Origin of the sequence: Achromobacter xylosoxidans, assembly GCF_014490035.1 — a bacterium.
GTDB lineage: Bacteria > Pseudomonadota > Gammaproteobacteria > Burkholderiales > Burkholderiaceae_B > Achromobacter > Achromobacter bronchisepticus_A.
In genome coordinates, this window is record NZ_CP061008.1 from 3,830,266 (window position 1) to 3,855,724 (window position 25,459).

The window sequence follows — 25,459 nt, forward strand, 5'->3', positions numbered from 1 at the left end:
CTAAGTCGTCGAGTCGTCTCGATCACATTCAATTAAAAGCGGCCGGCACCTTCCAGCCGCAAAGGTCCGCGCGGCGCGAACTCAAGCCAGCGGGAACCGGCCATCCGTTCAGGCGGCAACCCCGGCATAAGGCACATCGGTGTTGCCATAACGGCGGATGCGGATGTTCGCCTGTTCGCCGTGGCCTACCATGCCTTCGATGCCGCACAGCCTGGAGCAATAGCGGCCGACCAGGGCCGAAGCCTCATCCGTCAAGACCTTCTGATAGGTGCAGGTCTTGATGAACTTCCCCACCCACAAGCCCCCGGTGTAACGGGCAGCCTTGCCCGTGGGCAAGGTGTGATTCGTGCCTATGACCTTGTCGCCGTAGGCGACGTTGGTACGCGCGCCAAGGAAAAGAGCGCCGTAGTTCCGCATATTGTTCAAGAAGTAATCGGGATCTCGCGTCATGACCTGGACATGCTCGCTGGCGATGAGGTCGGCCTGCTCCACCATCTCTTCGTAGCTGTCGCAAACGATTACCTGGCCGTAGTCGCGCCAGGACACGCCAGCCGTATTCGCGGTGGGCAAGATCTTCAGCAAGCGCTCGATTTCCTGCATGGTGTCGCGAGCCAGCGTTTCCGAGTTGGTGATCAGGATCGCGGGCGTGTTGTAGCCGTGTTCAGCCTGCCCGAGCAGGTCCGTAGCGCACAGCTCGGCATCGACCGAATCATCAGCGATGACCAGGGTCTCCGTCGGTCCCGCCAGCAGATCGATCCCGATCCGGCCGAATAGCTGTCGTTTTGCCTCGGCCACGTAAGCGTTGCCGGGTCCGATGACCATGGTCGTCGGACGAATGCTTGCCGTGCCGACGGCGAAGGCGCCGATGGCCTGCACGCCGCCCAGCGTATAGATCTCGTCCGCCCCGGCCAAATGCATTGCCGCGACCACGGCCGCCGATGGCTTGCCGTTCACCACGGGCGACGAAGCGACCACGCGGGGCACGCCCGCAACCTTTGCTGTCACGACGCCCATATGCGCCGACGCAACCAGCGGGAACTTTCCGCCCGGCACATAGCAGGCCACGCTTTCCACCGGAAGGTTCTTATGCCCGAGAATGACTCCCGGGATGGTCTCGACTTCGACATCGCGCAAGGATTCCTTCTGCAATTGGGCGAAATTGCGTATCTGCGCTTGCGCAAAGCGGATGTCGTCGAGCTGCCCCGCGCTCAACTGCGCCATGCAGTCTTGGATCTGAACATCCGTGAGCCTGAAAGATTCGGGCCCCCATTGGTCGAACTTCCGGGAGTACTCGAGGAGTGCCTCGTCCCCTCGCTTCCCGATATCGGCAAGAATGCCGCTGACCGTGCTTTGCACCTGCGCCGCATCGGACTCCGATTGCTCTTCCGTGCGTCCTTGCTTCAGAAACCGAACCATCGCTTGCTCCAAGTTGATGAAAAATTGGCTATCCAACATATTCACGATTGCGCATCGAATGCAAATATTGCTATATTTTGCATTCCACATTTGCACAAATTATGGTGCAATTTTCCGTGCAAATGCCGTGCAAATAGTTGGTAAAAACCCTCAACAAAAGGTCCGCCATGCAAGACGACGAATCGGCTCCCCAGAAGAAGAAGTTGAAGGACGTCGCGGATCGAGCGGGCGTCGCAGTGTCCACCGTCTCGCGGGCGCTATCCGGCCACCCTGCAATCAGCGCCGCTACCCGCGATGCCGTTCAGGAGGCCGCCGCGCACCTGGGATATCGCCTGCCCATGCAGGGCAGAAAACTGCGCAAGGCCGCGACGAAAGTCATAGGTGTTGTGGTGGAAGCGTTGCACAACCCTTTCATCACATCCTTGATCGCTCATCTGCATGATGCGTTCGACGAAGCCGGCTACCACATGATTCTCATCATCGATTCAATGAGCGAGTCGAACTGCCTTCAAAGGCTGCGCCCGCTTGTCGACGGCTATCTCGATGGACTCGTGCTGGCGACCGCAACGCTGGATTCTCCTATCGTCACGGAACTGAAGCGCCGAGCCATTCCACTGGTGCTCGTCATCCGCTCGGTAGACAACTCGAATGTCGATACCGTCGAGATCGACAACGTCCATGCCGGCGCAGAAGCGGCACGTCATCTTTTCGAACTGGGCCACAGACGGATCGGGCTGGTCATGGGGCAACGCAATACGTCAACGAGCCGCGACCGGTCGGAAGGTGCCCTGGCCTGGCTGGAAAGCCAGAAAATTCGCCGTCAGGACGTACCGCTGATTTTTGGCATGTACACGATGGAAAGCGGTTACTCGAGCGCTATGACGTTGCTGTCCGGCCCTGATCCCGTCTCCGCAATCATTGCCGGCAATGACACGATGGCGCTGGGTGTGCTCGAAGCGGCCAAACGCAAGGGAATAGCCGTGCCGCAAGGCCTCTCAGTCTTGGGATTCGACGATATGCCCCTGGCGGGCACGCACGTGATGTCCCTCACGACCATCCGGCAACCGGTTGAAACGATGGCTCGCACTGCCGCGCGCAGGCTGCTGGATCGCATCAACGGACCAATTCCCACGACGGGATCGCGGGATGTGCTGCCCATCCATCTGATCCAGCGCGAAACAACGGCGGCCTGGAACAGCACGCCGGTTGTTTCTAAAAGTCCAAGGACGAACTTGCAAACCCGGTGACCTCCGGCACCGGATCATGCGCCTGCCCGGACCGCGGCTATTCAAACCTGGTGGGCGGTCGACCCCAGGATGCGCTCGGCGCAACGCGCCCAGTACAGCAGCCGCGCATCTTCCTTTACGAAGCCGACCATCTGGAAGCCCAGCGGCAGCCCGTTGGGGCCGCGCGCGACCGGCAAGGTGATGGACGGGTTGTGCAGCAACGACCAGATGCGGATGAAGGCCGAGCTGCCGGTCGAGCTGGCGAGCGGCGCCTCGCCCAGCGTGGACGGCATGGCCACTGCGTCGACCTCGCGCGCAACGTCGTAGAACGCCCGGCGGCAGGCGTCGGCGGCGTCCAGCGCGCCGGCGTAATCGGCCGCGGACAGGCCCTCGCCCATCGTCAGGTACTCGATCAGCCCGGGATCGCACAGCGCCGCATGGTCGCGCTTGATGGCGGCATACTCGCGCGCCAGGTCGTAGGCCATGATCACGTCCTGCGCCTCGCCCATGGTGTCGAAGGCCGGCGGCATGACCAGCTCTGTGACCTTGACGCCGGCGGTCGACAAGGCGCGCAGATTGGCCTCGAAGCTCTCGCGCATGCAGGGTTCGGTGTCGGCCCAATCCTTGGGGCGCCACACGCCCAGACGGAAGTCGTTGCGCAACGAGGACGCCGGATCAAACCGGGGATCGCCCGTAAACGCACGCATGAACAAGGCCGCGTCGTCGACCGAACGCGAGATCGGCCCGATCACGTCCAGTACCCGCGAATAGCGCCGGATCGCCACGTAGGGAATGGCGTCCAGCGTGGGCTTGAAGCCGACCGCGCCGCAGAATGCAGATGGCCGCAGGATGGAGCCCGCCGTCTGCGTGCCGATGGACAGCGGCGCCATGAAGTCGGCGACGGCCGCCGCCGAACCGGCCGAGGACGCGGCCGGCGTGCGGGTCAGGTCATGCGGGTTGCGCGCAGGCCCGGGCAGCATGATGGCGTGGCGCGACACGGTGTTCTTGCCCAGCACGTTGAAGCCCAGCTCCTGCGCCTGCGTCACCACGGGCGCATCGGCCTCGGGCTGGCGGCCGGGGAAGATCTCGGGGTCGCCCAATTCGGTGGGCATGGCGGCGGTGTCGATGGTGTCCTTGATGCCCAGCGGCACGCCGTCCAGCGCGCGCTGCCGGCCATGGCGGTCCCATTCGCGGGCGCGGGCCAGCGCGCCCTCGGCGTCCACCCGGACCCAGGCCTTGACGCCGCCGTTGCGCTCCTCGATGCGCTCCAGGCAGGCGCGCGCCCAGGCCTCGCAAGTCAGCTTGCCCTGCTCCAGCGCGGCCAGGCCCTCGGTGGCGGTCAAAGCGGCGATGGCGCCAGGCGCCGGACGGCGCGCAACGGGCGCCGGGGAAACCATGGTTTCGGAAATAGGCAAGATACGGCTCCTGCAAAGAGATATGGGAATATGGATTTGCCATCCGCGACGGCGGCTGCCGGCGGGATGGCTCTGGCGCTTTCAAGCGGGGACGCTGCCGCTGGGCGGACGGTCCGCGCCCGCATGGCCGCCCCGCCCTATGTACAGATCGCTCATGTGCTGGTTGGCCAGCAGCGCCTGCCCCGTGTCGGTCAGCACGATGCGGCCGGAATCCAGGATGTAGCCGCGGTCGCTGAATGCCAGCGCCTGGCGCGCGCGCTGCTCCACCATCAGCACGCCCACGCCGATCTGGGGCAAGCGCCGCACTTCGGCGAACACCTGCTCGGTCAGCGCCGGCGACAAGGCGGCGGACGGTTCGTCCAGCACCATCAGGCGCGGCGAGGACATCAGCGCGCGGGCAAAGGCCAGCTGCTGGCGTTCGCCGCCGGAGAGGTTCTCGGCATGGGTCTTGCGCCGCCCGGCCAGCGCGGGAAACAGGTCGAACATGTCGCGGATGCGCTTTTCGCGCGCCTGCACGTGCTCCACCACCTGCAGGTTTTCCAGCACCGTCAGCGCGCCGAACACGTTGCGCACCTGCGGCACGTATGAGATGCCGATGCGCACGCGCTCCTCGACCGGCAGCGCGAGCAGGTCGCGGTCATCGAAGGTCATGGTGCCGGCGATGCGCGGCAACAAACCCATCACCGCCTTGACCAGCGTGGACTTGCCCGCGCCGTTGGTGCCGGCGATGGTGACGATCTCGCGCGGCGCCACGTGCATGTCGATGCCGGACACGATATCGACCTCACCGTAGCCCCCGGACAGGCCTTGCATGACGAGCTGGCTCATATCACTCCCCCCATGTACGCTTCGCGCACCTGTTCATTGGCCAGCACGCTGTCGGGCGTGCCTTCGGCGATGACCCGGCCGCGGTCCATGACGTACATGCGCGGCACGATGCGCGACAGCTCTTCCAGGTTGTGTTCGATGATGGCGACGGTCAGGCCGCGCTGGTTCAGTTCCACGATGCGCGCCGACAGCTCTTCGATCAGCACCGGATTGACCCCGGCGAACGGCTCGTCCAGCAGGATGCAGCGCGGCTCCAGCATCAAGAGCCGCCCCAGCTCCAGCAGCTTCTTCTGCCCGCCCGACAACTTGCCGGCGGGCTCGTCCGCCACCCGGGACAGGTTCAGGAAGGCCAGCAGCTCGTGCACCCGCTCCGCGTTGCGCGCTTCTTCGCGGGCGACTTCGCGGCGGGCGAAGACCAGCGCCGCCAGCTTTTCGCCGCGCTGGTCCGGCGCGGCCGCCATCATGTTGTCAAAGACCGTCAGCTGGCTGAACTCGCGCGGCACCTGGAAGGTCCGCGCCAGGCCCCGGCGCACGCGCTGGTGCACGGCCACGCCCGTGATGTCCTCGTCGGCGAAGCGCACCGACCCGGAACTGGGCGGGATGTAGCCCGTGACCACCGAGAACAGCGTGCTCTTGCCCGCGCCGTTGGTGCCGATCACCCCGACCATTTCACCCTTGCGCACTTCCAGCGATACGTCGTCCAGCGCCTTGAAGCCGCCGAAGCTGGCGCTCAGCCCTTTGATGCAAAGCAGCGTCATGCCTTTCTCCTGCGCGTAGTGCCCGCGTTGCCAAAAATGCCCTGGGGCCGGTAAAGCACCACGCAGATGAGCGCCAGGCCGATGACGCCGATGCGCACGCTGGCCATCTGCACCTCCGAGATGCCGCCGACGAAGTCGCGCACGAAGCGCGAGCCTTCCAGGAACCCGACCAGCAGCACCGTGCCGGCCACCACGCCGCTCAGGCGCCCCACCCCGCCCAGGATGATGGCGATCCAGATGTAGAAGGTGATCAGCGGCACGAACTGCTCGGGGCTGATGAAGGTCAGGTAGTGCGCCTGGAAGGCGCCCGCCAGGCCGGCCAGGCCCGCGCCCAGCATCAGCGAACGGGTCTTGAAACGGGCCGGGTCCTTGCCCAGCGCCCGCACCGCGACTTCGTTGTCCCGCACCGCCTCGATCACGCGGCCAAACGGGCTGCGTATCACCAGGTGGATGAGGAACAAGGCGCCGGCGTTGACCGCCAGAAGCAACAGCATGATCCACAGGTCCACCGTCTGCGGCGAGGCCCAGCCCGCGAACAGCCGCGGGATGCCCGGCAGGCCGTGCATCCCGCGCGTCAGCCATTCCTCGGTCTGCAGCATCATGCGCACCGACTCCGAGAAACCCAGCGTCACGATGGCGAGGTAGTCGCTGCCCAGCCGCAAGGCGATCATGCCCAGCGGCCACGCGGCCAGCGCCGCGAACGCCGCGGCCGCCGCCATGGAGATGGGTATGGGCACGCCCTTGAGCGACAGCAGGGCCGAGGTGTAGGCGCCGATGGCGAAAAAGCCGACGTGGCCGAAGTTGATCAGTCCGGTGAACCCGTAGTGCAGCGACAGGCCGAAGGCCAGCAGCATGTAGATCAGGATCCCGATGGCGATAGCAATCAGATAGGCTTCCATGATTTCACCTCGCCGCCATCGGACGGCCGAAGATGCCCTGGGGACGCAGCAGCAGCACGCACAGCAGCACCGCGAAGGCGAATACGATCTTGTAGGCAGGTCCCACCACCAGGCTGGCGACTTCCTGCGCAATGCTGAACACCATGATCCCGACGATGGCGCCCACCGGATTGCCGATGCCGCCCAGGATCACGGCCGCGAACATGGGCATCAGCAATTCCCAGCCCAGCTCGGGGATCACCACCGCCTTGATACCCAGCAGTACGCCGCCCAGCCCGCAATAGGCGCCCGCGATGCTCCACAGCGTGATCATCACGCGCCGTCCGCGGATGCCGCTGGCAGCGGCCAGCTCGGGGTTGTCCGCCACCGCCCGCATGCGCCGCCCGGTGGGCGTCATGTGCATCAGGGCGAACACCAGCGCCAGCGCGGCCACCGCCGTGCCGACGATGTACAGGTCGGTAGGCAAGATGCGCACGCCGCCGAAATTCCAGGCGCGCGTGAGCGGCAGGTCGAAGGTGTACTGGTCCTGCCCGGCGAAGAAGGTGATCGTGCTGCGCAGCGCGAACGCCACGCCGATGGACGCGATCAGGCGCGACACGTTGGAGCGCGACTCCAGCGGCCGGAACACCCAGGCATAGAAGAACAGGCTGACCAGGGTGGTGCCGGCGACGGCGGCCAGGCCGCCCGCCAGCATCGAGCCGCCAGCCAGCGCCTGCGTGAAGACGGCGGCGTAGGCGCCCAACGTCATGTAGTCGCCGCTGGCGGCGTTGGGAAAGCGGGCGATGCCGAACACCAGCGTGATCGCCAGTGCCGGCAAGGCCAGCAGCATCCCGATCACAACGCCGTTGATCGCGGCGTTGATGACGGTGATTGCATCCATACTTGTGTTCCCCTAGTGTTTTTATCGTCAGACTTTGCCGGCGATGACTTCATTGAGCACCAGCTTGCCGTCGCGGATGTCGAAGACGCCAAAGTCCGGCACGGTCTCGCCCTGCTTGCCGAAGTCCAGGCGCGAGGACGCGCCGTCGTAGTCCACCGGCTTGCCGGCGCGCAGCAGCGCCTGGCCTTGCGCAAAGCCGCTGACCTTTTCGCCGCCGCCCTGCGCGGTCACGGCGCGGATCTTGCCGTTGATGGCAGCCACGTCCGCGGCAGCCCCCGCCGCCTCGATCGCCAGCGCCAGCGTGATCACCATGTCGTAGGACTGCGACGCGAAGATGTCCGGTTCACGCTTGGTGCGCTTGCGGAATTCGGCGGCGAAGTGCTTGTAGGCCTGATGCTCGTGGGCGGCGACGTTGGAGATCGAAATGATGCCTTCGGTGGCCTCCTTGCCCAGCGCCTTCACCAGGTCTTCGTTGGCGGTCCAGCCCGGCATGATGAACTTGCAGTCCTGGCCGGTCTGGAACCACTCCTTCAGGATGATGGTGGCGTCGGGCCGGTAGGCGCTCAGCGAAATCACGTCGGGCTTGGAGGCCAGCACCTTGGTCAGTTCGGTGCGGTAGGTGGTCTGGTTGGGCTCGTAGATGGTGAAGGCGCTGACCTGTCCGCCCTTTTCCTGCCAGGCATCACGGAAGTAGTTGGCCTGCCCCACAAACGTGGAGTTATTGAAGGCCATGACCGCCGGCCGCTTGAAGCCGCGCTGGCGCGCCACTTCCGCGAAGGCGCGGCCGAACACCGCGTTGGAGGCCTGGAACATCCAGGCCAGCCCCTGCTTGTTCTCGGTCAGCATTTCCGGCGCGCCGCAGGTGTTCATGGTGATGAGGCCTGCGGCATTGGTGATGGGCATGGCGGCCAGGCCTACCGACGAGGGCCAGATGCCCACTACCGCCTCGACCTTGTTGATCTCGATCAGCTTCTTCACGGCCAGAACGGCCGCGTCGGGCTTGGTCTGGTCGTCTTCGGCGTAGAGCTGGATCTTGCGGCCGGCGGCGCCGCCGGCGGCGTTGACCTCATCGATGGCGATCTTGATGGCTTCCAGCATGGCCGGCCCGTAGGGGCCGCCGACGCCGGTGATGGAATTGAGCGCCCCCAGGCGGAACGGCTGGGCCGACTGCGCCCGGACCAGGGAGGGCGCGGCGGCGCAAGCGGCCAGCGCGGCGCTGGCCGCGATAAAGCCGCGGCGGGAAAGATGGATGGGCTGTGTCATGAAGGTTCCTTGCGGCGTGAACATCTTTGTTCAACTTCGAATAGCCGCCGGCGTCAATAGCGCCGGCGTCCCCTTGGAGCTTGGATGCGACTTCGATACTGCCTGCTGCGGTTTGCCTGCTACGCGATGACTCCTCGGGCGCGCATGCCTGCAATTCTGTCTTCCGCCACGCCGAAGCGGCGCAGCACCTCGTCCGTGTGCTGGCCCATCAGCGGCGCCGCCGTGCGCAAGGCGCCGGGCGTTTTGGAAAACTTGGTCGGAATGCCGATGGTCTTCATCTTGCCCAGCGCGGGATGGTCCAGTTCCTGCACCATGCCGCGCGCCAGGTAATGCGGGTCCTGCATGGCCTGGCCGAAATCGTTGATCGGGCCGCAAGGCACGGAGGCCCGTTCGCAGCGTTCGATCCATTCAGCCGCGTCGGCACGCGCGAATTCGGCTTCCAGCAACGGCTCCAGCTCGGCGATGTTGGCCAGCCGGTCGGAGTTGGTGATGAAGCGCGGATCGGTGATCAGTTCGGGCCGCTCCAGCACGTCCGCGCACAGGCGCTCCCAGGTGCGCTGGTTGGCCGCGCCTATCATGATGAAGCCCTGGCGCGTGCCGAAGGCCTGGTATGGCGCCGACACGCGGTGGCGGCTGCCGGTGCCTTGCGGCACCGTGCCGTCGGCGAAATAGGCGGCGGCTTCCCAGACGAACCAGGGCAAGCCGCACTCGGCCAGCGCGATGTCGATGTGCTGGCCTTCGCCCGTCTTCATCTGGTGGATGCAGGCGGCCAGGATGGCGTAGACCGCGGTCAGCCCCGCCCCCACGTCATAAATGGCGATGCCCGACTTCAAGGGCCGCCCGTCGGGCTCGCCCGTCATGCTCATGATGCCGCTCATGCCCTGGGCCACCAGGTCGAAGCCGCCCTTGCCCGCGTAGGGTCCGGAATGGCCGTAGCCGGAGATGGAGCAATACACCAGGCGCGGATTGATGCGCGACAGCGTTTCGTAGTCCACGCCCAGCGACTTGGTCACGCCCACGCGGTAGTTCTCCACCACCACGTCGGCCCAGCGCGCCAGCTCGTACAGCACCTCGCGCGCCTCGGGATCCTTCAGGTTCAGCGCCACGCCCTGCTTGTTGCGATTGATCTGGGCGAAACAGGTGGATTCGCCGTTCACGTAGGGACCCATTTCGCGGGAGTCGTCGCCGGCGCCGGTCTTCTCGACCTTGATGACCTCGGCGCCCAGGTCGGCCAGCACCATGGTGCAGTACGGGCCGGCCATGATCTGCGAAAGATCCAGGATCTTGATGCCGGCAAGGGGGGATGCAGCTTGAGTCATATGCGGTCCGTCTTGGGTCGGTGGCCGGATCAGCGGCCGATGAATTCGGGAATGCGCTTGGCGGCAAAGGCCTCGCGGCCGCGCCGGTAGTCCTCGGTGCCGAAGCATTCGTAGGCTTCGCTGCGCTCTTGCGCGCTTAACGCGCGTCCTTCGCGCAACTGGCCCACGAAGCGCTTGTGCCAGCGGTTGACCAGCGGCGCCGCCGCGGCGATGCGGCGGGCGGTGGCGTAGGTTTGTTCCGCCACGCGCTCGTCATCCACCACGCGGGTCAGCAGGCCCTTGGACATGGCTTCTTCGGCGCCGAAGATGTTTCCTTCCAGCAGGATTTCCAGCACGCGCGCAGCGCCCACCACGCGGATCAGGTCGGCCAGTTCCTGGTGGTCCACGGTCAGCCCGATGCGATTCACCGGGATGCCGTAGCGGCTGTTGCGCCCGCCAATGCGGATGTCGCACAAGGCGGCCAGTTCCAGCCCGCCGCCCACGCACACGCCTTCGATGCAGGCCACGGTGGGGTGGCGCAGGTGCTTGAGCGTGTCGGTCATGGAAAGCGTGAAGAGCGCGTACTCGGCCGCCTGCGCCGCGCCGTCGCGGTCTTCCTCGAAGCCGCCGATATCGCTGCCGGCGCAGAAGGCGCCGCCCGCGCCCCGCAGCACCACGCAGCGCACGCTATCGTCGGCATCGAGTTCACGCATGACCCGGCCGAATTCGCGGTACATGTCCAGCGTGAACGCATTGCGCTTTTCCGGGCGGTTCATCAACACGGTGGCCACGCCGTCGGCGTCGCGGCTCAGGTCTATGCTCATGCCACGTCCTCCAGGCGCAGTTCGGTGCCCTTGAGCACCACCCTGCCGTCCAGTTCCAGCGTGGCGTCGGTGACGATGGTGTCGTAGTGGGCGGCGGCCTTGACGGTGCCGCCGATGTAGGCGCTGGTGCCCAGCGCCAACTGGATCGAGCCGTAGACCGATTCGTCGGACAGCATGGTGCCGTCCAGCTGGCAGCGCGGGTTCATGCCCACGCCCAGCTCGCCCAGGTTGTAGACCAGCGGATCGTTGAAGCTGGCCAGCAGTTCGCGGAACTGGCGCGCCACCGCGCCGCCCTCGATCGCCACGGCCATGCCCTTTTCCATATGGATGCGCACGGGTTCGTCGCGGATCAGCGAGACGCCGGGAATGCTGGCGTTGACCACGATCACGCCTTCGGCCGTGCCTTCCACCGGAGCCAGGCTGGACTCCAGGCAATAGCCCGCCGAGATGTCGGTGGTGTTGGCGAAGCCGTGCAGCGCGCGGCCGCGGCGGCCGGCGATGCTCATGGTCACGTCGGTGCCGAGCTCGCTGGTGACGCGGGCCGTGTCGGCGCGGGTCAGCGCGTCGGCCAGCCCCTGGATCTGCGGGCGCAGCGCGTCGAAGTCGCAGTCCCAGCCTTCGGCCAGGAAGAAATCGGGCAGATGCGATTCAGGCAGCACGATCACGCCGACCCCGGCGCGCGTGGCCTGCTGGCGCGCATCGGTATGCGCGGCGTTGGCGCGGGTCAATGCAATCACCAGGTCGGCCGCCTGCATGGCCTGGGCCACCACCGGCGACAACTGCCGGCCATGGCGCGCGGAACCGGCGATCTGCAGCAGGTGCAGGCCGGCGCCCGCCTCGTCCACCGCAATGGCCAGGGGCTCGACGTTGTGGTGGGTATGCAGGTCATACAGCACCAGCACTTCCATGCCTGGCTTGGCCGCGCCCAGCTGGCTGACCACTTTGCGGGCGTTCTTCAGTTTCAACAGCGTATGCATGGTGTGCTCCTCAAGCCGCTTGCGACGCGCGCGCGTCGGCGATGCGCTGGGCATCCGCCACCGCGCGCCCGAGGATGTCCAGGCCGCGGGCCAATTCCTCATCAGTAATGGAAAGCGGCGCCAGGAAGCGGATCACGTTGCCGTAAAAGCCCGCCTTCACCAGCACCAGCCCGCCCTGGTAGGCGGCCTGCACGATGTGGGCCGCCAGGTCGCCGGCGGGACTGTCGTCGCCCGCGCCGCGCACGACTTCGAACGCGACCATGGCGCCCAGGCCGCGCACGTCGCCCACGATGCCGTACTGGCCGGCCCAGTCCGCAAAGCGTGCGCGCACCCGGCCGCCGAGGTCGCGGGCGCGCGCCGCGTAGTCTTCGCGCCGCATGACCGCGATGGTGGCGAGCGCCGCGGCGCACGCCAGCGGGTTGCCGCCATAGGTGCCGCCCAGGCCGCCCACGGCCGGCGCGTCCATCAGGTCGGCGCGCCCCACCAGCGCCGCTATCGGCAGCCCCCCGCCCATGGACTTGGCCAGGGTGTAGAGGTCGGCTTCGATGCCGGCATGCTGGGTGGCGAACCATTCTCCGGTGCGGCAGAAGCCCGACTGGATCTCGTCGGCGATCAGCACGATGCCGTGTTGGGTGCAATAGGCGCGCAGCGCCTGCAGAAAGGCGGGCGGCGCGGCATGGAAGCCGCCCTCGCCCTGGACCGGCTCGATGATCACTGCGGCGACCTGCTCCGGCGTGACCTCGGTTTCGACCAGGCGGCGGAATTCATTGAAGGCGGCCTCGGCGCATTCGGCTTCGGTCAGCCCCGAGCGGTAGCGCACCGGGAACGGCGCGCGATAGATCTCGGACGCGAAGGGACCGAAGCCGGTCTTGTAGGCGGGCGCCTTGGCGGTCAGGGAGAGCGCCATGTAGGTGCGGCCGTGGAAGGCGTTCTCGAAGGCCACCACCGCCTGCCGGCCGGTGGCGCGGCGGGCCACCTTGATGGCGTTTTCCACGGCCTCGGCGCCGGTGGTCTGCAGCATGGCCTTCTTCGGCCAGGATCCGGGCACCAGGCCGACCAGCGTTTCGGCCAGCTCGATGTATTCCGGATACATGACGATGTTGAAGCAGGTGTGCAGATAGCGCGCCGCCTGCGCCTGGACCGCAGCCACCACCTCGGGATGCGCGTGGCCCACGTTCAGGGTGCCGATGCCGCCGGCGAAATCGATGTAGGCGTTGCCGTCCAGGTCGGTCAGCGTGGCGCCGCGGGCAGCGGCCGCGAACACCGGGGGACCGTTGGCCACGCCCAGCGCGACGGCGGCATTGCGCCGGGCCAGATATGCCTGGCACTGCGGGCCGGGAAGTTGAGGGGACTGCACGGCGTCTTTCATTGCCCAGGGCTCCTTGGATGAGTGGGTACCGCGACGAAGTGAAGCCACTATATTCTTGTGCGTTTTATTGTGTCAATGCTGATTTACAACTACGCATTCTAAATTGTGCACAATCTTGCGTTCAAAATGTGCTATGCTTTGCTCCACTCAACCCAGGTGCCTACATGCCCACTAAACGCGCGACTGCCTCTGCTGACGCCGCCGCCCCCGAAACACGCAAGGCGGCCTCCACCCACGAAGTCATACTCGATATGCGGGAACGCATTGCGTCGCAGGCCTTGCTGCCCGGAACTCGCGTGCCGGAAGAAGACCTGGCGCAGGCCTACGACATCCCGCGCGCCAAGGCACGCGAAGTGCTGGCGACGCTGGAAGACCGCGCGCTGGTGGAACGGGTGCCCAACAAGGGCGCCGTGGTGGCCCTGGTCGACATGGAAACCACCTACCGCCTGTACCAGGTGCGTGAAGCCCTGGACGGACTGGCGGTACGGCTGGCCATGGCCAACGCCACCCCCGCCGACTGGGAAGCGATGCAGGCCCTGCTGGGCGAGCCTTTCGAACAAAGCCTGAAAAGCGGCGACATCGAGGCCCACGTGGCCACGATCGAACAGTTCCGCAACCACATCAAGAAACTGGCGCGCAATCCGGTGCTAAGCGACATGATCGAGCGCATCTACGACCGCACCCGCGTGTCGATGCGCCGCGTGGCCCTGCTGCCGGGCCGCTCAGAGATGGGGATCAAGCAATACCGCGCCCTGCTGGACGCCATGGTGCGCGGCGACGGCGACGAGGCCGAGCGCTGCGTGCGCGAACTGAACGGCAGCGCCCGCGACTACATCGAGCGCTACAAGAACTACGTGATCTGAATCGGGCCGGCCCCTTGCGGGCCGGCCTCGGGCAAGCCCGCGCCTCAGGGCGCGGCGGGCTCGTCGTAGTTGTTGAGCTTCACGCCCGAAACGCCCTGGACCGCGGACGACGCGGCCGGGGCTTTCTTTTCCGCGGCGGGAGCCTGCGCGGCTGCCGCGCCCTGCTCCGGGCTGGCCGGCGCGCCCACTGCCGCGCCTGCCTGCGCACCCGCCGCCTCGGCGCCCTCTTCGGCCGGCCGCGCCGCGCGCAGCTTGCGGCGCGCTTCCTCTTGCTGCGCGATCAGCTTGTCCAGTTCCGCCGCCACCGCCGTGGACTTGCCCGTCCTGGCCCAATCGGCCGGAGTCTGGCCCTTGGTATCACGCGAGCCCACATCCGCCCCTGCCTTGAGCAACAGGTCCACCATGGGCTTGCGGCCGGAAAGCGCCGCCATCATCAGCGGCGTTTCGCCATTGGGCGCGGGCGCGTTGACCATGGCCTTGTGCGCCAGCAGCAGGCGCGCCATTTCCAGCTGCCCCTTCGAGGCCGCGTAGTGCAGCGGCGTCCAGCCCAGGCGGTTGACCTGGGCGCCGCGCGCGATCAGCTTCTTGGCGCGTTCGGTTTGGCCGGCGATGGCCAGGTACATCAGCGGCGTCTCGCCCGCCGGGTTCTCGGCGTTGACGTCGGTGCGCTTGTCGGCCGCGATCACGTCGAACACCTTCCAGGCGCCGTCCACCACCGCGCGCATCAGGGCCGGCTGGCCGTTCTTGTAGCGCACGTTGGGATCTTCGCCGCGCGCCAGCAGTTCCTTGATGTCGTCCGGGTAGTCATTGGCGACATAGACCCACCAATCGCCGGGATTGGCGGCCTGCGCCGCGGCGGGAACCGCCATGCCCATGGCCAGCGCCAGCAGCGCTCCACGGCAACACGACAAGAGGGTGTTCTGGACGGAAGCGTTGCGGGCAGCCATGGGTTTCCTATAAATCACTTTAAATAAATAAGATTAGATTATTTCTTTATCTTATTGAAAAGACGGAAGAAATTATCCGTTGAAGCGCGTGCCACATCAGCCACCGGTATACCCCTGAGATCCGCGATCTTCTCGGCCACGTGAATCACCTTGGACGGATCGTTCAACTTGCCGCGGTACGGCACAGGCGCCAGATACGGCGAATCGGTTTCGATCAGCAAACGGTCCAGCGGCACCTTGGCAGCCACTTCATGCACGATCTGCGCATTCTTGAAAGTCACGATGCCAGACAGCGAAATATAGAAGTTCTGGTCCAACGCAGCCTGTGCCACTTCCCAATTTTCGGTAAAGCAATGCATCACGCCGCCGACCTCGGCCGCCTGCTCTTCGCGCAGCATGCGCACGGTGTCCTCGGCGGACGAGCGCGTGTGCACGATCAGGGGCAGGCCCGTATCGCGGGCGGCGCGGATGTGGCGGCGAAAGCGCTCGCGCTGCCAGTCCAGGGGTTCGGACAGGCGGTAATAGTCCAGCCCGGTCTCGCCGATGGCCACGACCTTGGGATGCTCGGACAGGCGCGCCAGCTCTTCGGGCGTGGGGTCCGGGGTGTCTTCGTAATCGGGATGCACGCCGACCGAGGCCCACAGATTGGCCTGCGGCTCGACCAGCGACATCAGGCCCGGCCATTCCGGCATGTTGACGCTGACGACCAGCGCGTGCGTGACCTGGTTGGCAGCCATCCGGTCAAGTATGGCCGGCAGGTCGGCGGCCAGTTCCGGGAAGTTCAAATGGCAGTGGGAATCGACGTACATGATGAGTCTGGATACAAGTGCCGCGGCGCCCCGCCCTTCACCGGACGAAGCGCCGCCGGATCAAAGGCTTACGCCAGGCAGGATAGCACCACGCGCTGCAAGGTCGCGTGGGCGAAGAGCTTGGCGTTCAAGGGATGGGTGGCCAGCGCGCGCTGGCGCGTCAGCCAGCGCGCGGCCTCGGCCACCTTGGCCGGATTCATGCGCGCGGCGACCTGCGCGACCGCGCTGCCCAGGGCCGGGAAGTAGCGCGACGGCGCCCCCGCGCCGGCCAGCATCAGGTCCGTATATAGGCGCTGCAAGGCGTCGATCCATTCGCTGGCCGCCACTTTTTCCAGGGCCTCGGCCAGCGTGCCGACGTCGGGCGACTGGCCCTTGGACAGCGGCCCGACCAGCTGGGTCAGCCAGGGCGGACAAGCGGATTCGTTCGACTGGGCCAGCCTCAACGCCGCCAGCGGCGCGCCGCCGGCCGCCGCCAGCCATTCGCGGGCCGGTTCCACGTTCTGCTCGCGCAGCCATTGCAGCGCGGTGTCGGGGTCCGGCGCGGGCAGCGGCAAACGCCGGCAACGCGACACCAGCGTGGGCAAAAGGCGGTCCGGCGCATCCGCGACCAGCAGAAAGACCGTGTGCGGCGGCGGCTCTTCCAGCACTTTGAGCAAGGCGTTGGACGACACCACGTTCAGCGCATGGGCCGGGTACAGCAGCGCCACGCGCCAGCCGCCGCGGTGCGTGGCGGTGTTGAACCAGGATTCCAGCGAACGGATCTGGTCTATGCGTATTTCCTTGGACGGCGCGCGCTTGGCCGCGCCCGTGGCGGGTTCGGCGTCTTCCGAGGGCTCGGCGGCGTCCGCGCCCTCTTCCACCGCCACGGCCTCGGGGCGGATGCGGCGCAGGTCGGGATGATTGCCGCTGGCGAACCAGGCGCAGGCGGCGCAACGGCCGCAAGCCAGGCCATTGTCCGGCGTTTCGCACAGCAGGCTGGCCGCCGCGGCGACCGCGAAGTCCAGTTTGCCGATGCCGGCCAGCCCATGGATCAGCCAGGCATGGGCGAAGCGATCGCGGTTGCCGAGCCAGTTGCGCGCCGTCTCGGCCTGCCAGGGCAGGAACTGCGGCGCGTTGGACGCCTTGACGTCCTCGTCTTTGGCGGCGCGGGTCGCATTCATGCCGACTGCCCCAGCAGTTCGCGCAGTCCCGCCTCCAGGCCGGTGCGGATCTGGGCGATGGACTGGGTGGAATCGACGATGCGGATGCGCTGCGGATCAGCCTCGGCGCGAGCGTGGTAGGCCTCGCGGGTGCGTTCGAAAAAGGCCGCGCCCTCGCGCTCGAAGCGGTCCGGCTCGCGCGCGTCGGCCAGCCGGGCGCGCGCCACTTCCAGCGGCACGTCGAAGAGCCAGGTGCGGTCGGGCTGGCCGGCCTGCATCCAGGCCTCCAGCGCGGCCACGCGCGCCGCGCCCAGGCCGCGCCCGCCGCCCTGATAGGCATAGGTGGCATCGGTGTAGCGGTCGCAGACCACCCAGGCGCCGCGCGCCAGGGCCGGTTCAATGACCTGATGCAGGTGCTCGCAACGGGCCGCGAACATCAGGAGCGTCTCGGTGTCCAGCCCCATGGAGTCGGTCAGCAGCAAGGCGCGCAGCTTCTCGCCCAGCGGCGTGCCGCCGGGTTCGCGGGTGGACACCACGTCCAGCCCCTGCGCACGCAGGAAATCGGCGATCCAGACGGTATGCGTGCTCTTGCCCGCGCCGTCCACGCCTTCCAGCGTGATAAAGCGTCCGCGCGTGGTCATTGGTCTTGTCCTTGTACTTGTGCCTGTCCCTGGTCCGGCTCGGGCGCGGCGTCCGGCGCCGGGCTGGCGCTGGGCGCGGCTGCGGGCGTGCCGTTGGCCGGATTGCCATTGGCCGCGCCGCGGCTCGAAGCCGGGCTGGGCGCGGCATTCTGGCCTTGGCCCTGGCCCAGGATGTAGCGGGAAACGTTGCGGTTGTGCTCGTTCAGGTTGACCGAGAACTCGCTGGTGCCGTTGCCGCGGGAAACGAAAAAGAGGAACTTGTGCTGCTCCGGCTGCACCGCCGCCAGCAGCGCCGCGCGGCCAGGCGCCGCGATCGGCGTGGGCGGCAGGCCCGGACGCGTATAGGTGTTCCAGGGCGTGTCGGTCTGCAGGTCGCGCTTGCGGATGCGGCCTTGGTAGGCGTCGCCCATGCCGTAGATCACCGTCGGATCGGTCTGCAGCAGCATGCCGATCTTGAGCCGGTTGGTGAACACGCCTGCCACGCGGCGGCGGTCCGGCCCATGGCCTGTTTCCTTTTCAACGATCGATGCGAGCACCAGGGCCTCGTAGGGCGTGGTCACCGGCAGGTCCGGTTGGCGCTTGGCCCAGGTGTCCTGCAGGATGCGCTGGCCTTCCTGGTAGGCGCGGCGCAGCAGATCGTAATCGGTGCTGCCGGGCGTGAAGATGTAGGTGTCCGGGAAGAACAGCCCTTCCGGCTGCTTGATTTCCGAGCCCAGGCGTTCCATCAGTTCTTCATCGGTGGTTTCGCCCAGCGTCTGCTTGACGTCGGGATTCGCGCGCAGCGCCTGGCGGATCTGGCGGTAGGTCCAGCCTTCCAGGAAGGTGATCTGCCGCTGCGTCATGTCGCCGCGCGCCAGGCGCTCCAGCAACTTCCAGGGCGAGTCGCCGTTGATGGCCTGGTAGCCGCCCGCCTTCATCTGCTTGTCGAGTTCGGACAGGCGCGCCATCCAGATGAAACCCGGCTCCCAGACCGGCACGCCGGCCTCGTTGAGCACCCGCGCGACCGTGCGCGGACTGCTGCCCGGATCCACCACGAAATCGATCCTGTCGGCTTTCAGCTGCATGGGCTTGTGGGCCCAATACCAAGCGCCGCCCACGGCTGCGGCGGCAGCCAGCGCGATCAACAGGAAAAACCACAGGACGTAAAAAAATAGTCGCTTCTTCATAAGTGTCGGAAGTTTAATTGATCGCGCGGAACTCTTGCGGCTAAAGAGGGGCGGAACGTAGCGCGCGTCCCTGCGCGCGGCGGGGACATGGCCCAGCCCGGAGGGGAACGCGGCTATCATCAGCACTTTGATGACGCGATAACACCGCCTCCATGCACGCTTTCCATTCTTCGATTCCCGTCCGCGCAGAAGGTTGCGCGCAAATTGCGCCGCTGGACGATTTCCTGGTCTTCGCCGCATCCGGCGCGGACGCCCTCGGTTTCCTGCACGGCCAGCTCACGCAGGACGTCACCGGCCTGCCCCAGGACGCCGCCCGCCTGGCGGGCTACTGCACCGCCAAGGGCCGCCTGCTGGCCACCCTGGTGATGTGGCGCGCCGCCCCCGGCGCGGACGACGCGCCCCAGCTGTACGGCCTGGTGCCTCAGGATCTGGCGCAGGCGCTGCTCAAACGCCTGTCGATGTTCGTGCTGCGCGCCAAGGCCAAGCTCGCCGCCACGCCGCTGCATGTGGCGGGCGTGACGGCCTCGCCCGCGGACGCGGCGGCGCTGGAAGCCGCCGCCGGCGCGCTGCCGCGCGCGCCCTGGCAGCGCGTCGACCTGCCGTCCGGCACCTGGATCGCCGCGCCGTCCGCCAACGCGCATCTGCGCTGGTGGTGGATCGCATCGGACGAACAACTGGACCAGTCGGCCGCGCTGGCCGGCGCGCTGGGCCTGACGCCCGCCGCGCAATGGCGCGCCGCAGACCTGGCAGCGGGCATCCCGTGGATCACTGCGGCCACGCAGGATGTCTTCATCCCGCAGACGGTCAACCTGGACCTGATCCAGGGCGTGAGCTTCACCAAGGGCTGTTACCCGGGCCAGGAAGTGGTGGCGCGCAGCCACTACCGCGGCACGGTCAAGCGGCGCATGGCCTACGGCACCATTGCCGACGCCGCCGTTCAAGGCCAGGCGCTGGCCGGCGTGGACGTCTATGACGCCACCCAGCCCGGCGAACCCACCGGACGGATCGTGGATGCGGCCGGCACGCAAGGCGTGGTCTCGGTGCTATTCGAAACCACGCTGGCGGCCCTGCCGGAAGGCGATCTGCGGCTGGGCGCCGCGGACGGTCCGCGCATTGCGGCCGCCGCGCTGCCCTATTCCATCACGCCCTGAGCTCCCCGTCCCGCGCGGACCGTGGCGGTCCTAGGCCGCCACGCCGAACAACGCGCCCACGCCCGCCGTCACGGCCATGGCCAACGCGCCCAGAACCGTGACGCGCAACGCCGCCGGCCCCTTGGGCGCCCCGCCAGCCCCGGCGGCCAGGGCACCCAGCGCGGCCAGGCAAACCACCGATGCGCCGATTACCCAGCCGATGAGTTGCGGCCCTGGCGTCACGGCGGCCACCGCCAGCGGCAGCGCCGCGCCTGCGGCGAACGACGCGGCGGACGCCACGGCGGCCTGCACCGGACGGGCGCGGTTATGAAGAGAGATGCCCAATTCGTCGCGCGCGTGCGCGTCGAGGGCGTCGTGGCTGGTCAGTTGGCGCGCCACCTGCTCGGCCAGGTCGCGGGTCAGGCCGCGGTCCACGTAGATATCGACCAGCTCGGCCAATTCCTCGCCGGAATTGCGCTTGAGCGAACGCTGCTCCATGCGCAGGTCCGCCGCCTCGATGTCGGCCTGCGACTTCACCGACACATACTCGCCCGCCGCCATCGACAGCGCGCCGGCCACCAGGCCAGCCAGCCCCGAGGTCAGGATGGCGCCCTGCGTGGCCTGCGCCGCCGCGACGCCGGTGATGATGCTGGCGGTGGACACGATACCGTCGTTTGCGCCCAGCACGGCCGCGCGCAGCCAGTTGCTGCGAAAAATCCGATGATGTTCTTTTGAAGGCATTGCCACAAACCCATGCGCCGCGTGATGAACGCGCGGCAGGTCCGGCTTGCGCAGGACCCGCCGCGCGCGGGATTCAGCGCGGCGTCACGCGCACCGCGGTAAGCAAGCCTATCACGCAAAGCGTAGCTTGCTCGCCGTCGTACGCATGCACCTCGACCTGGCAGACGGACAGGCGCTTGCCGGGTTTGACCACGCGACCGCTGGCCACGTAGCGGCTGCCCTTGGCAGGCGCCAGGAAGTTCATCTTGAACTCCGAGGTCAGCACGTCCTCGCCTGGCGCGAACAAGGTATAGGCGGCATAGCCGCCGGCGCTGTCGGCGATGGTCGTGGAAATACCGGCGTGCAGAAAACCGTTCTGCTGGCACAGGTCGGCGCGATAAGGCAGCACGATGTCCACCCTGCCCGGCTCGACCACGTCCAGCGCCGCGCCCAGCAAGGTCATGATGCTTTGCCGGGCGAAGCTCTCCTGGACCCGTGCGGCTGGGTCCGGCTGCGCGTGCGATGCCGCCATGTCAGTCCTGCTCGCGCTTGACCAGGTTGACGATGCTGGAGAAGTCCAGCTTGCCCGAACCGCCGGAACTATGCAGCGAATACAGGTTGCGCGCCAGCTCGCCCAGCGGAATCGAGGCCCGCGCCGACAAGGCCGCCTCGGCCGCCAGGCCCAGGTCCTTCAGCATCAGGTCCACGCCGAAGCCGCCCGCATAGCCCTTGGAGGCCGGCGCATGCTCCATCACGCCGGGCCAGGGGTTGTACAGTTCCGTGGCCCAGTTGCGGCCCGAACTCTTGGCGATGATGTCCGACAGCACCTTGGGATCCAGCCCGTTGGCCACGCCCAGCGCCAGGGCTTCGGACGTGCCGGCCATCAGGATGCCCAACAGCATGTTGTTGCAGATCTTGGCCACCTGGCCGGCGCCGGCCGGACCGGCATGGAAGATGTTCTTGCCCATCTTTTCCAGGATCGGGCGGGCGCGCTCCAGCGCCGCGGCCTGACCGCCGACGATGAAGGTCAGCGTGCCTGCGGCCGCGCCGCCCGTGCCGCCGGACACCGGCGCGTCGATCATGGCGATGCCACGCACCTCGGCCGCCTGCGCCACCTTGCGCGCCGAGTCGGGCGCGATGGTGCTGCATTCGATGACCAGCGCGCTGGACGGGATCTTGCCCAGCAGGTCCTCGCCCAGATACAGACCTTCGACGTGCTTGCTGGCGGGCAGCATCGAAACCACCACCTCGGCGCCCTTGACTGCTTCCGAAGCGGACGCGGCAGCCTTGGCGCCGGCGTCCGTCAGGGTCTTCACCGCCGCCGGCACCAGATCGAAAACCGTCACGCTATGTCCGGCCTTGACCAGATTCAATGCCATGGGCGCGCCCATATTGCCCAAACCGATAAACGCGATGCTGCTCATGATGTCCTGTCTCCTGTTGCTATAGCTATAGGTGTGAAACCATCGTGGTACTAGCGTTGCCGCGCCGGCGGGCGGCGGCCGGTCCGCCGCCGCGTGGCGCCTAGCGGCCTTCCTGGCCCAGGTCCGCCAACGGGTGGGGCTCGCCCTCGGGCCAGGGTTCGTCAAAGAATTTCTGCACCCAGGCGTCGGTCGCCATGTCGATGACGGCGGGATTCCAGCGGGGCTTCTTGTCCTTGTCGATCAGCAAGGCGCGGATGCCCTCGGCGAAATCGCCATGGGCGGTGCAGGCCAGCGCCGCGATGTACTCGGCGCGGAACACGTCGTCCAGCGAACGCAGGCGCAGCCGCTGCTGCAGCGCGAACGACAGGCGCACCGATCCGGGCGAGCCGGCCAGCATCGTCTGGGCCGCGCGCGCCAGCCAAGGATCCTCGTGGTCCTTCAGCGCGGCCAGCTCTTCGTAGATATCGTCCAGGCGGTTGCCGCTGCACAGGCTGTTGATCAGGAACGAGTGCTGGCGCAGGCTGCCAGGCGCCAACGGCGTCTTGGGCTCCAGCGCCGTCAGGGCGCGGCGCAGCAGGCCGTCGTTGATCGCGCGCGGAGGAATGGCATCCTCCGCCGTGCCGGCTGCCTGGCCGGCCCAGGGCTGCTCTTCCAGCGAAGCCAGCAGCTTGGGCCAATCCGCGTGATCCAGCCGGAAGTCCGCCAGGCCGGCGAAGAAAGCGTCCGAGGTGCCCAGCTGCGCCCCGGTCAAGGCCAGGAACAGTCCGATCCTGCCCGACATGCGATTCAGCAGCCAGCTGCCGCCGACGTCCGGGAACAGACCGATCGTGACCTCCGGCATCGCCAGGCGCGAGGTCTCGCTGACCACGCGGTGGCTGGCGCCCATCATCAGGCCGATGCCGCCGCCCATGACGATGCCATGGCCCCAGCACAGCACCGGCTTGGGATAGGTATGGATGCGGTAGTCCAGCCGGTACTCGTGCTCGAAGAAGCGGCGCGCATAGGCGTTGTTCCAGCCCGGCTTGCCGGCGTTTTCCGTCATGCTGCGGTACAGGCCATGCAGGTCTCCGCCCGCGCAGAAGGCCTTGTCGCCCGCGCCCTGCAGGACCACCAGGGCCACGCCGGGATCACGGGCCCAGACGTCCAGCCGTTCGGCCAGCAGGTCCACCATTTCCAGCGACAGGCCGTTCAGGGTCTGCGGCGAATTCAGCGTCGCGATCCCGAACCGTACTCCATTGGCAGCGGTTTTTTCTTCGAACAGCACCGGTGCATTCATCTTATGTCGGCTCCTTTTTCCAACAATTGGCGGGCGATGATCACGCGCATGATCTCGTTGGTCCCCTCCAGAATCTGATGAACGCGAGTATCGCGCACCAGACGCTCCAAGGGATAGTCCCGCAGGTATCCGTAGCCGCCGTGGATCTGCTGCGCGTCCAGGCAAATCTGGAAACCCATGTCGGTGGCGAAGCGCTTGGCCATGGCGCAGTAGGTCGCCGCGTCCGTGGCCCCCGCATCCAGCTTGCAGGCCGCCAGGCGCACCATCTGGCGCGCCGCCACCAGGTGCGTCGCCATGTCGGCCAGCTTGAATTGCAAGGCCTGGAACTCGGCCAGGCGGCGGTTGAACTGGCGCCGTTCGTCCATGTAGCGCCGGGCGGCATCGAGCGCGCCTTGCGCCGCGCCCACCGAGCAGGTGCCGATGTTGATGCGTCCGCCGTCCAGGCCCTTCATCGCGATCTTGAAGCCCTCGCCCTCCTGGCCCAGCATGTTGGCCGCCGGCACGCGCACGTTCTCGAAGGTGATGGGACGGGTGGACTGGCTGTTCCAGCCCATCTTCTCCTCCTTGCGGCCGTAGCCTATGCCCTCGCTGTCGGCCGGAATGGCGAACGCGCTGATGCCGCCCGCGCCCTCGCCGCCGGTGCGCGCCATGACCACCAGCAGGTCCGTGTCGCCACCGCCCGAAATGAAGGCCTTGGCGCCGTTGACGATATAGTCATCGCCCTGGCGCTGCGCGCGGGTCGACAGCGACGCCGCATCCGAACCGGCGCCCGGCTCGGTCAGGCAATAGGATGCCAACTTCTGGCCGCTGGCCAGCAACGGCCCCCAGGCTTCCCGCAGCGCGGGCTGGCCCCAGTTGCCGACCATCCAGGTAGCCATGTTGTGGATCGTGAGGAAAGCCGTGGTCGACGGATCCACCGCCGCCATTTCCTCGAACACCAGCGTGGCGTCCAGCCGCGGCAGGCCCAGGCCGCCGATGTCCTCGCTGGCATAGATGGCGCAGAAACCCATCTCGCCCGCCCGCGCGAAAGCCTCGCGCGGGAAGATGCCTTCGGCGTCCCAGCGCGCGGCGTTGGGCGCCAGTTCGCCCTCGGCGTAGTCGCGCGCCGCCTGCGCAAAAGCGCGTTGCTCGTCGGTCAGTTCAAAGTCCACAGCCTGTCTCCTGTTGTACTGAGTATTGTCTGTTGGCGTTGCTGCCGTCTCGTGAACGCCAGCCCGTCGATTTTGACATGACGTTGACGTAAACGTAAATGCGTGACGATGCTTATGTTACGCCGGAAGCGGCACGGCGATTTGTCCTATTTGCGACATTGTGCGGGGCGGCGCGCCGCCCCTCTGAGCGCTGCCCTACAGCAGCCCGGCCGGGCGGACCCTGCCGTTCTTCGCCGTCTTGGCGCGGCGGTGTTCGGCGCGGCGGCGCCGCGACTCCTTGGGATCGAAACTCAGGCCGCGGTAGATCTCTACCCGGTCACCATCGGCCAACCTGGCCTGCGGCTCGGTGGCGCGGCCGAAAATGCCCACGCCCCGGGTCCAGGGTTCAACCACGGGGAAGGCCTCGCCAAAGCCGCTGGCCGCCAGCGCGTCGGCCACAGTGGCGCCGTCGGGCAGGCGCAACTCCCGCAGCCAGACATGGCCCGGCAAGGCGTAGCAGACGCTGACGCCGATCTGCGGCCCCGCGAACGGCTCATTCGCCATACTTGGCCTGCGCGCGCTTGGTGAAGGAATCGATGAAGCTGGTGGCGATGCGGTTGAACACCGGCCCCACCACCATTTCCAGCGCGCGGTTGGAAAACGCGTACTCCATGGTGAACAGGACCTTGCAGGCGTCCTCGGCCAGCGGCTGGAACTCCCAGTGTCCCACCAGGCTGGAGAACGGGCCGTCGACCAGCTCCAGGTCGATCCGGTCGGGATAGGCATGGGTGTTGCGGGTGGTGAAGCGCTGCTTCATGCCCGCGAAGCTGATCAGGATGGAGGCCTGCATGCCGTGCTCGTCGCGGGTTTGCACCTCGGCGCCGCCGCACCAGGGCATGAACTCGGGGTACTTCTCCACGTCGGCGACCAGATCGAACATCTGGGCGGCGCTGTAAGGCACCAGGACGGATCGTTGTACTTTGTGCATCGACTATCGCAAATGGCTAGAATGGCACGATTTTACCGGCACAACACGACCTGGGGCCAGAATACGCCTCTAG

At 67.0% G+C, this 25,459-nt stretch carries 26 protein-coding genes; 3 read left to right on the forward strand and 23 right to left on the reverse strand.

Annotated features, from left to right (window positions below):
• Nucleotides 1-108: 108 nt before the first annotated feature.
• Nucleotides 109-1,416, reverse strand: a complete 1,308-nt coding sequence (gene hisD, locus IAG39_RS17785) for a histidinol dehydrogenase (protein ID WP_118934200.1) — start codon at nucleotides 1,414-1,416, stop codon at nucleotides 109-111.
• A 167-nt stretch (nucleotides 1,417-1,583) separates the two neighbouring features.
• Between hisD and IAG39_RS17790 the strand changes: the two genes are divergently transcribed.
• Entirely contained in the window at nucleotides 1,584-2,663 is a 1,080-nt protein-coding gene (locus tag IAG39_RS17790; RefSeq protein ID WP_118934175.1) for a LacI family DNA-binding transcriptional regulator, read from the forward strand.
• A 41-nt stretch (nucleotides 2,664-2,704) separates the two neighbouring features.
• Here IAG39_RS17790 and IAG39_RS17795 read toward each other — a convergent pair whose 3' ends face one another.
• The 10 genes from IAG39_RS17795 to gabT form a co-directional block, all read right to left on the reverse strand.
• Nucleotides 2,705-4,057, reverse strand: a complete 1,353-nt coding sequence (locus tag IAG39_RS17795; RefSeq protein WP_118934173.1) for an amidase — start codon at nucleotides 4,055-4,057, stop codon at nucleotides 2,705-2,707.
• A gap of 81 nt (nucleotides 4,058-4,138) precedes the next feature.
• Nucleotides 4,139-4,885, reverse strand: coding sequence for an ABC transporter ATP-binding protein (locus IAG39_RS17800; protein WP_118934172.1), 747 nt, complete (start codon nucleotides 4,883-4,885; stop codon nucleotides 4,139-4,141).
• On the reverse strand, nucleotides 4,882-5,643 hold the full coding sequence (locus IAG39_RS17805) for an ABC transporter ATP-binding protein (protein WP_054456759.1): 762 nt from the start codon (nucleotides 5,641-5,643) through the stop codon (nucleotides 4,882-4,884). Before IAG39_RS17805 ends, IAG39_RS17800 begins: the two co-directional genes overlap by 4 nt.
• The gene (locus tag IAG39_RS17810; protein ID WP_054456758.1) at nucleotides 5,640-6,542 is read right to left on the reverse strand and encodes a branched-chain amino acid ABC transporter permease; all 903 of its coding nucleotides are present in this window, start codon (nucleotides 6,540-6,542) and stop codon (nucleotides 5,640-5,642) included. The genes IAG39_RS17805 and IAG39_RS17810 overlap by 4 nt, the downstream gene beginning before the upstream one ends.
• A 4-nt stretch (nucleotides 6,543-6,546) precedes the next feature.
• On the reverse strand, nucleotides 6,547-7,422 hold the full coding sequence (locus tag IAG39_RS17815; protein ID WP_059380313.1) for a branched-chain amino acid ABC transporter permease: 876 nt from the start codon (nucleotides 7,420-7,422) through the stop codon (nucleotides 6,547-6,549).
• A gap of 27 nt (nucleotides 7,423-7,449) precedes the next feature.
• Complete coding sequence (locus IAG39_RS17820) at nucleotides 7,450-8,685, reverse strand: ABC transporter substrate-binding protein (protein ID WP_223283476.1); 1,236 nt, start codon at nucleotides 8,683-8,685, stop codon at nucleotides 7,450-7,452.
• A gap of 119 nt (nucleotides 8,686-8,804) precedes the next feature.
• Complete coding sequence (locus tag IAG39_RS17825; RefSeq protein WP_059380315.1) at nucleotides 8,805-10,004, reverse strand: CaiB/BaiF CoA transferase family protein; 1,200 nt, start codon at nucleotides 10,002-10,004, stop codon at nucleotides 8,805-8,807.
• 29 nt (nucleotides 10,005-10,033) lie between these two features.
• Nucleotides 10,034-10,807: an enoyl-CoA hydratase/isomerase family protein gene (locus tag IAG39_RS17830; RefSeq protein ID WP_059380316.1), complete on the reverse strand. Its 774-nt coding sequence runs from the start codon at nucleotides 10,805-10,807 to the stop codon at nucleotides 10,034-10,036.
• Nucleotides 10,804-11,784 (reverse strand): aminopeptidase, encoded by a 981-nt coding sequence (locus tag IAG39_RS17835; protein WP_059380317.1) that lies wholly within the window; start codon nucleotides 11,782-11,784, stop codon nucleotides 10,804-10,806. The genes IAG39_RS17830 and IAG39_RS17835 overlap by 4 nt, the downstream gene beginning before the upstream one ends.
• Before the next feature lie 10 nt (nucleotides 11,785-11,794).
• Complete coding sequence (gene gabT, locus IAG39_RS17840) at nucleotides 11,795-13,153, reverse strand: 4-aminobutyrate--2-oxoglutarate transaminase (RefSeq protein ID WP_118934168.1); 1,359 nt, start codon at nucleotides 13,151-13,153, stop codon at nucleotides 11,795-11,797.
• Nucleotides 13,154-13,317: 164 nt separating this feature from the next.
• On the opposite strand from gabT, the gene IAG39_RS17845 reads away from it, so the two are divergent.
• Complete coding sequence (locus tag IAG39_RS17845; RefSeq protein WP_059380318.1) at nucleotides 13,318-14,016, forward strand: GntR family transcriptional regulator; 699 nt, start codon at nucleotides 13,318-13,320, stop codon at nucleotides 14,014-14,016.
• Nucleotides 14,017-14,060: 44 nt separating this feature from the next.
• Here IAG39_RS17845 and IAG39_RS17850 read toward each other — a convergent pair whose 3' ends face one another.
• From IAG39_RS17850 to mltG, 5 genes are all read right to left on the reverse strand, one after another.
• Complete coding sequence (locus tag IAG39_RS17850; RefSeq protein WP_187774045.1) at nucleotides 14,061-14,963, reverse strand: ankyrin repeat domain-containing protein; 903 nt, start codon at nucleotides 14,961-14,963, stop codon at nucleotides 14,061-14,063.
• Between the two features lie 38 nt (nucleotides 14,964-15,001).
• Entirely contained in the window at nucleotides 15,002-15,772 is a 771-nt protein-coding gene (locus tag IAG39_RS17855) for a TatD family hydrolase (RefSeq protein WP_059380320.1), read from the reverse strand.
• 68 nt (nucleotides 15,773-15,840) lie between these two features.
• Nucleotides 15,841-16,932 carry a DNA polymerase III subunit delta' gene (gene holB / locus IAG39_RS17860; protein ID WP_118935232.1) on the reverse strand — a complete coding sequence of 364 codons (1,092 nt, stop codon included), beginning with the start codon at nucleotides 16,930-16,932 and terminating at the stop codon, nucleotides 15,841-15,843.
• Nucleotides 16,929-17,552 (reverse strand): dTMP kinase, encoded by a 624-nt coding sequence (tmk, locus tag IAG39_RS17865; protein ID WP_059380322.1) that lies wholly within the window; start codon nucleotides 17,550-17,552, stop codon nucleotides 16,929-16,931. The genes holB and tmk overlap by 4 nt, the downstream gene beginning before the upstream one ends.
• Nucleotides 17,549-18,718, reverse strand: coding sequence for an endolytic transglycosylase MltG (mltG, locus tag IAG39_RS17870; protein ID WP_118935234.1), 1,170 nt, complete (start codon nucleotides 18,716-18,718; stop codon nucleotides 17,549-17,551). The genes tmk and mltG overlap by 4 nt, the downstream gene beginning before the upstream one ends.
• Before the next feature lie 152 nt (nucleotides 18,719-18,870).
• Here mltG and IAG39_RS17875 point away from each other — a divergent pair, with 152 nt between their 5' ends.
• Nucleotides 18,871-19,869, forward strand: a complete 999-nt coding sequence (locus IAG39_RS17875) for a YgfZ/GcvT domain-containing protein (RefSeq protein ID WP_187774046.1) — start codon at nucleotides 18,871-18,873, stop codon at nucleotides 19,867-19,869.
• Nucleotides 19,870-19,899: 30 nt separating this feature from the next.
• Here IAG39_RS17875 and IAG39_RS17880 read toward each other — a convergent pair whose 3' ends face one another.
• The 7 genes from IAG39_RS17880 to IAG39_RS17910 form a co-directional block, all read right to left on the reverse strand.
• The gene (locus tag IAG39_RS17880; protein WP_118933679.1) at nucleotides 19,900-20,589 is read right to left on the reverse strand and encodes a VIT family protein; all 690 of its coding nucleotides are present in this window, start codon (nucleotides 20,587-20,589) and stop codon (nucleotides 19,900-19,902) included.
• Nucleotides 20,590-20,662: 73 nt separating this feature from the next.
• Nucleotides 20,663-21,100, reverse strand: coding sequence for a PaaI family thioesterase (locus IAG39_RS17885; protein WP_118933678.1), 438 nt, complete (start codon nucleotides 21,098-21,100; stop codon nucleotides 20,663-20,665).
• A gap of 1 nt (nucleotide 21,101) precedes the next feature.
• A complete protein-coding gene (gene mmsB / locus IAG39_RS17890) occupies nucleotides 21,102-21,992 on the reverse strand; it encodes a 3-hydroxyisobutyrate dehydrogenase (protein ID WP_059380327.1) in 891 nt (296 codons plus the stop codon).
• A gap of 100 nt (nucleotides 21,993-22,092) precedes the next feature.
• Nucleotides 22,093-23,268: an enoyl-CoA hydratase/isomerase family protein gene (locus tag IAG39_RS17895; RefSeq protein WP_118933677.1), complete on the reverse strand. Its 1,176-nt coding sequence runs from the start codon at nucleotides 23,266-23,268 to the stop codon at nucleotides 22,093-22,095.
• Complete coding sequence (locus IAG39_RS17900) at nucleotides 23,265-24,419, reverse strand: acyl-CoA dehydrogenase family protein (protein ID WP_118933676.1); 1,155 nt, start codon at nucleotides 24,417-24,419, stop codon at nucleotides 23,265-23,267. The genes IAG39_RS17895 and IAG39_RS17900 overlap by 4 nt, the downstream gene beginning before the upstream one ends.
• Before the next feature lie 195 nt (nucleotides 24,420-24,614).
• Nucleotides 24,615-24,962, reverse strand: coding sequence for an RnfH family protein (locus IAG39_RS17905; protein WP_059380330.1), 348 nt, complete (start codon nucleotides 24,960-24,962; stop codon nucleotides 24,615-24,617).
• Nucleotides 24,952-25,386 carry a type II toxin-antitoxin system RatA family toxin gene (locus IAG39_RS17910; RefSeq protein ID WP_042793335.1) on the reverse strand — a complete coding sequence of 145 codons (435 nt, stop codon included), beginning with the start codon at nucleotides 25,384-25,386 and terminating at the stop codon, nucleotides 24,952-24,954. Before IAG39_RS17910 ends, IAG39_RS17905 begins: the two co-directional genes overlap by 11 nt.
• Between the last annotated feature and the right edge of the window lie 73 nt (nucleotides 25,387-25,459).

What these genes read in the sequence shown, in the direction of transcription:
- IAG39_RS17825 (WP_059380315.1), bottom strand. Translation starts at nt 10,004, where the DNA reads ATGACTCAAGCTGCATCCCCCCTTGCCGGCATCAAGATCCTGGATCTT.
- IAG39_RS17815 (WP_059380313.1), bottom strand. Translation starts at nt 7,422, where the DNA reads ATGGATGCAATCACCGTCATCAACGCCGCGATCAACGGCGTTGTGATC.
- mmsB (WP_059380327.1), bottom strand. Translation starts at nt 21,992, where the DNA reads ATGAGCAGCATCGCGTTTATCGGTTTGGGCAATATGGGCGCGCCCATG.
- holB (WP_118935232.1), bottom strand. Translation starts at nt 16,932, where the DNA reads ATGAATGCGACCCGCGCCGCCAAAGACGAGGACGTCAAGGCGTCCAAC.
- IAG39_RS17895 (WP_118933677.1), bottom strand. Translation starts at nt 23,268, where the DNA reads ATGAATGCACCGGTGCTGTTCGAAGAAAAAACCGCTGCCAATGGAGTA.
- IAG39_RS17905 (WP_059380330.1), bottom strand. Translation starts at nt 24,962, where the DNA reads ATGGCGAATGAGCCGTTCGCGGGGCCGCAGATCGGCGTCAGCGTCTGC.
- IAG39_RS17835 (WP_059380317.1), bottom strand. Translation starts at nt 11,784, where the DNA reads ATGCATACGCTGTTGAAACTGAAGAACGCCCGCAAAGTGGTCAGCCAG.
- IAG39_RS17845 (WP_059380318.1), top strand. Translation starts at nt 13,318, where the DNA reads ATGCCCACTAAACGCGCGACTGCCTCTGCTGACGCCGCCGCCCCCGAA.
- IAG39_RS17790 (WP_118934175.1), top strand. Translation starts at nt 1,584, where the DNA reads ATGCAAGACGACGAATCGGCTCCCCAGAAGAAGAAGTTGAAGGACGTC.
- IAG39_RS17910 (WP_042793335.1), bottom strand. Translation starts at nt 25,386, where the DNA reads ATGCACAAAGTACAACGATCCGTCCTGGTGCCTTACAGCGCCGCCCAG.
- gabT (WP_118934168.1), bottom strand. Translation starts at nt 13,153, where the DNA reads ATGAAAGACGCCGTGCAGTCCCCTCAACTTCCCGGCCCGCAGTGCCAG.
- IAG39_RS17800 (WP_118934172.1), bottom strand. Translation starts at nt 4,885, where the DNA reads ATGAGCCAGCTCGTCATGCAAGGCCTGTCCGGGGGCTACGGTGAGGTC.
- IAG39_RS17805 (WP_054456759.1), bottom strand. Translation starts at nt 5,643, where the DNA reads ATGACGCTGCTTTGCATCAAAGGGCTGAGCGCCAGCTTCGGCGGCTTC.
- hisD (WP_118934200.1), bottom strand. Translation starts at nt 1,416, where the DNA reads ATGGTTCGGTTTCTGAAGCAAGGACGCACGGAAGAGCAATCGGAGTCC.
- IAG39_RS17830 (WP_059380316.1), bottom strand. Translation starts at nt 10,807, where the DNA reads ATGAGCATAGACCTGAGCCGCGACGCCGACGGCGTGGCCACCGTGTTG.
- mltG (WP_118935234.1), bottom strand. Translation starts at nt 18,718, where the DNA reads ATGAAGAAGCGACTATTTTTTTACGTCCTGTGGTTTTTCCTGTTGATC.
- IAG39_RS17880 (WP_118933679.1), bottom strand. Translation starts at nt 20,589, where the DNA reads ATGCCTTCAAAAGAACATCATCGGATTTTTCGCAGCAACTGGCTGCGC.
- IAG39_RS17875 (WP_187774046.1), top strand. Translation starts at nt 18,871, where the DNA reads ATGCACGCTTTCCATTCTTCGATTCCCGTCCGCGCAGAAGGTTGCGCG.
- tmk (WP_059380322.1), bottom strand. Translation starts at nt 17,552, where the DNA reads ATGACCACGCGCGGACGCTTTATCACGCTGGAAGGCGTGGACGGCGCG.
- IAG39_RS17810 (WP_054456758.1), bottom strand. Translation starts at nt 6,542, where the DNA reads ATGGAAGCCTATCTGATTGCTATCGCCATCGGGATCCTGATCTACATG.
- IAG39_RS17850 (WP_187774045.1), bottom strand. Translation starts at nt 14,963, where the DNA reads ATGGCTGCCCGCAACGCTTCCGTCCAGAACACCCTCTTGTCGTGTTGC.
- IAG39_RS17855 (WP_059380320.1), bottom strand. Translation starts at nt 15,772, where the DNA reads ATGTACGTCGATTCCCACTGCCATTTGAACTTCCCGGAACTGGCCGCC.
- IAG39_RS17885 (WP_118933678.1), bottom strand. Translation starts at nt 21,100, where the DNA reads ATGGCGGCATCGCACGCGCAGCCGGACCCAGCCGCACGGGTCCAGGAG.
- IAG39_RS17820 (WP_223283476.1), bottom strand. Translation starts at nt 8,685, where the DNA reads ATGACACAGCCCATCCATCTTTCCCGCCGCGGCTTTATCGCGGCCAGC.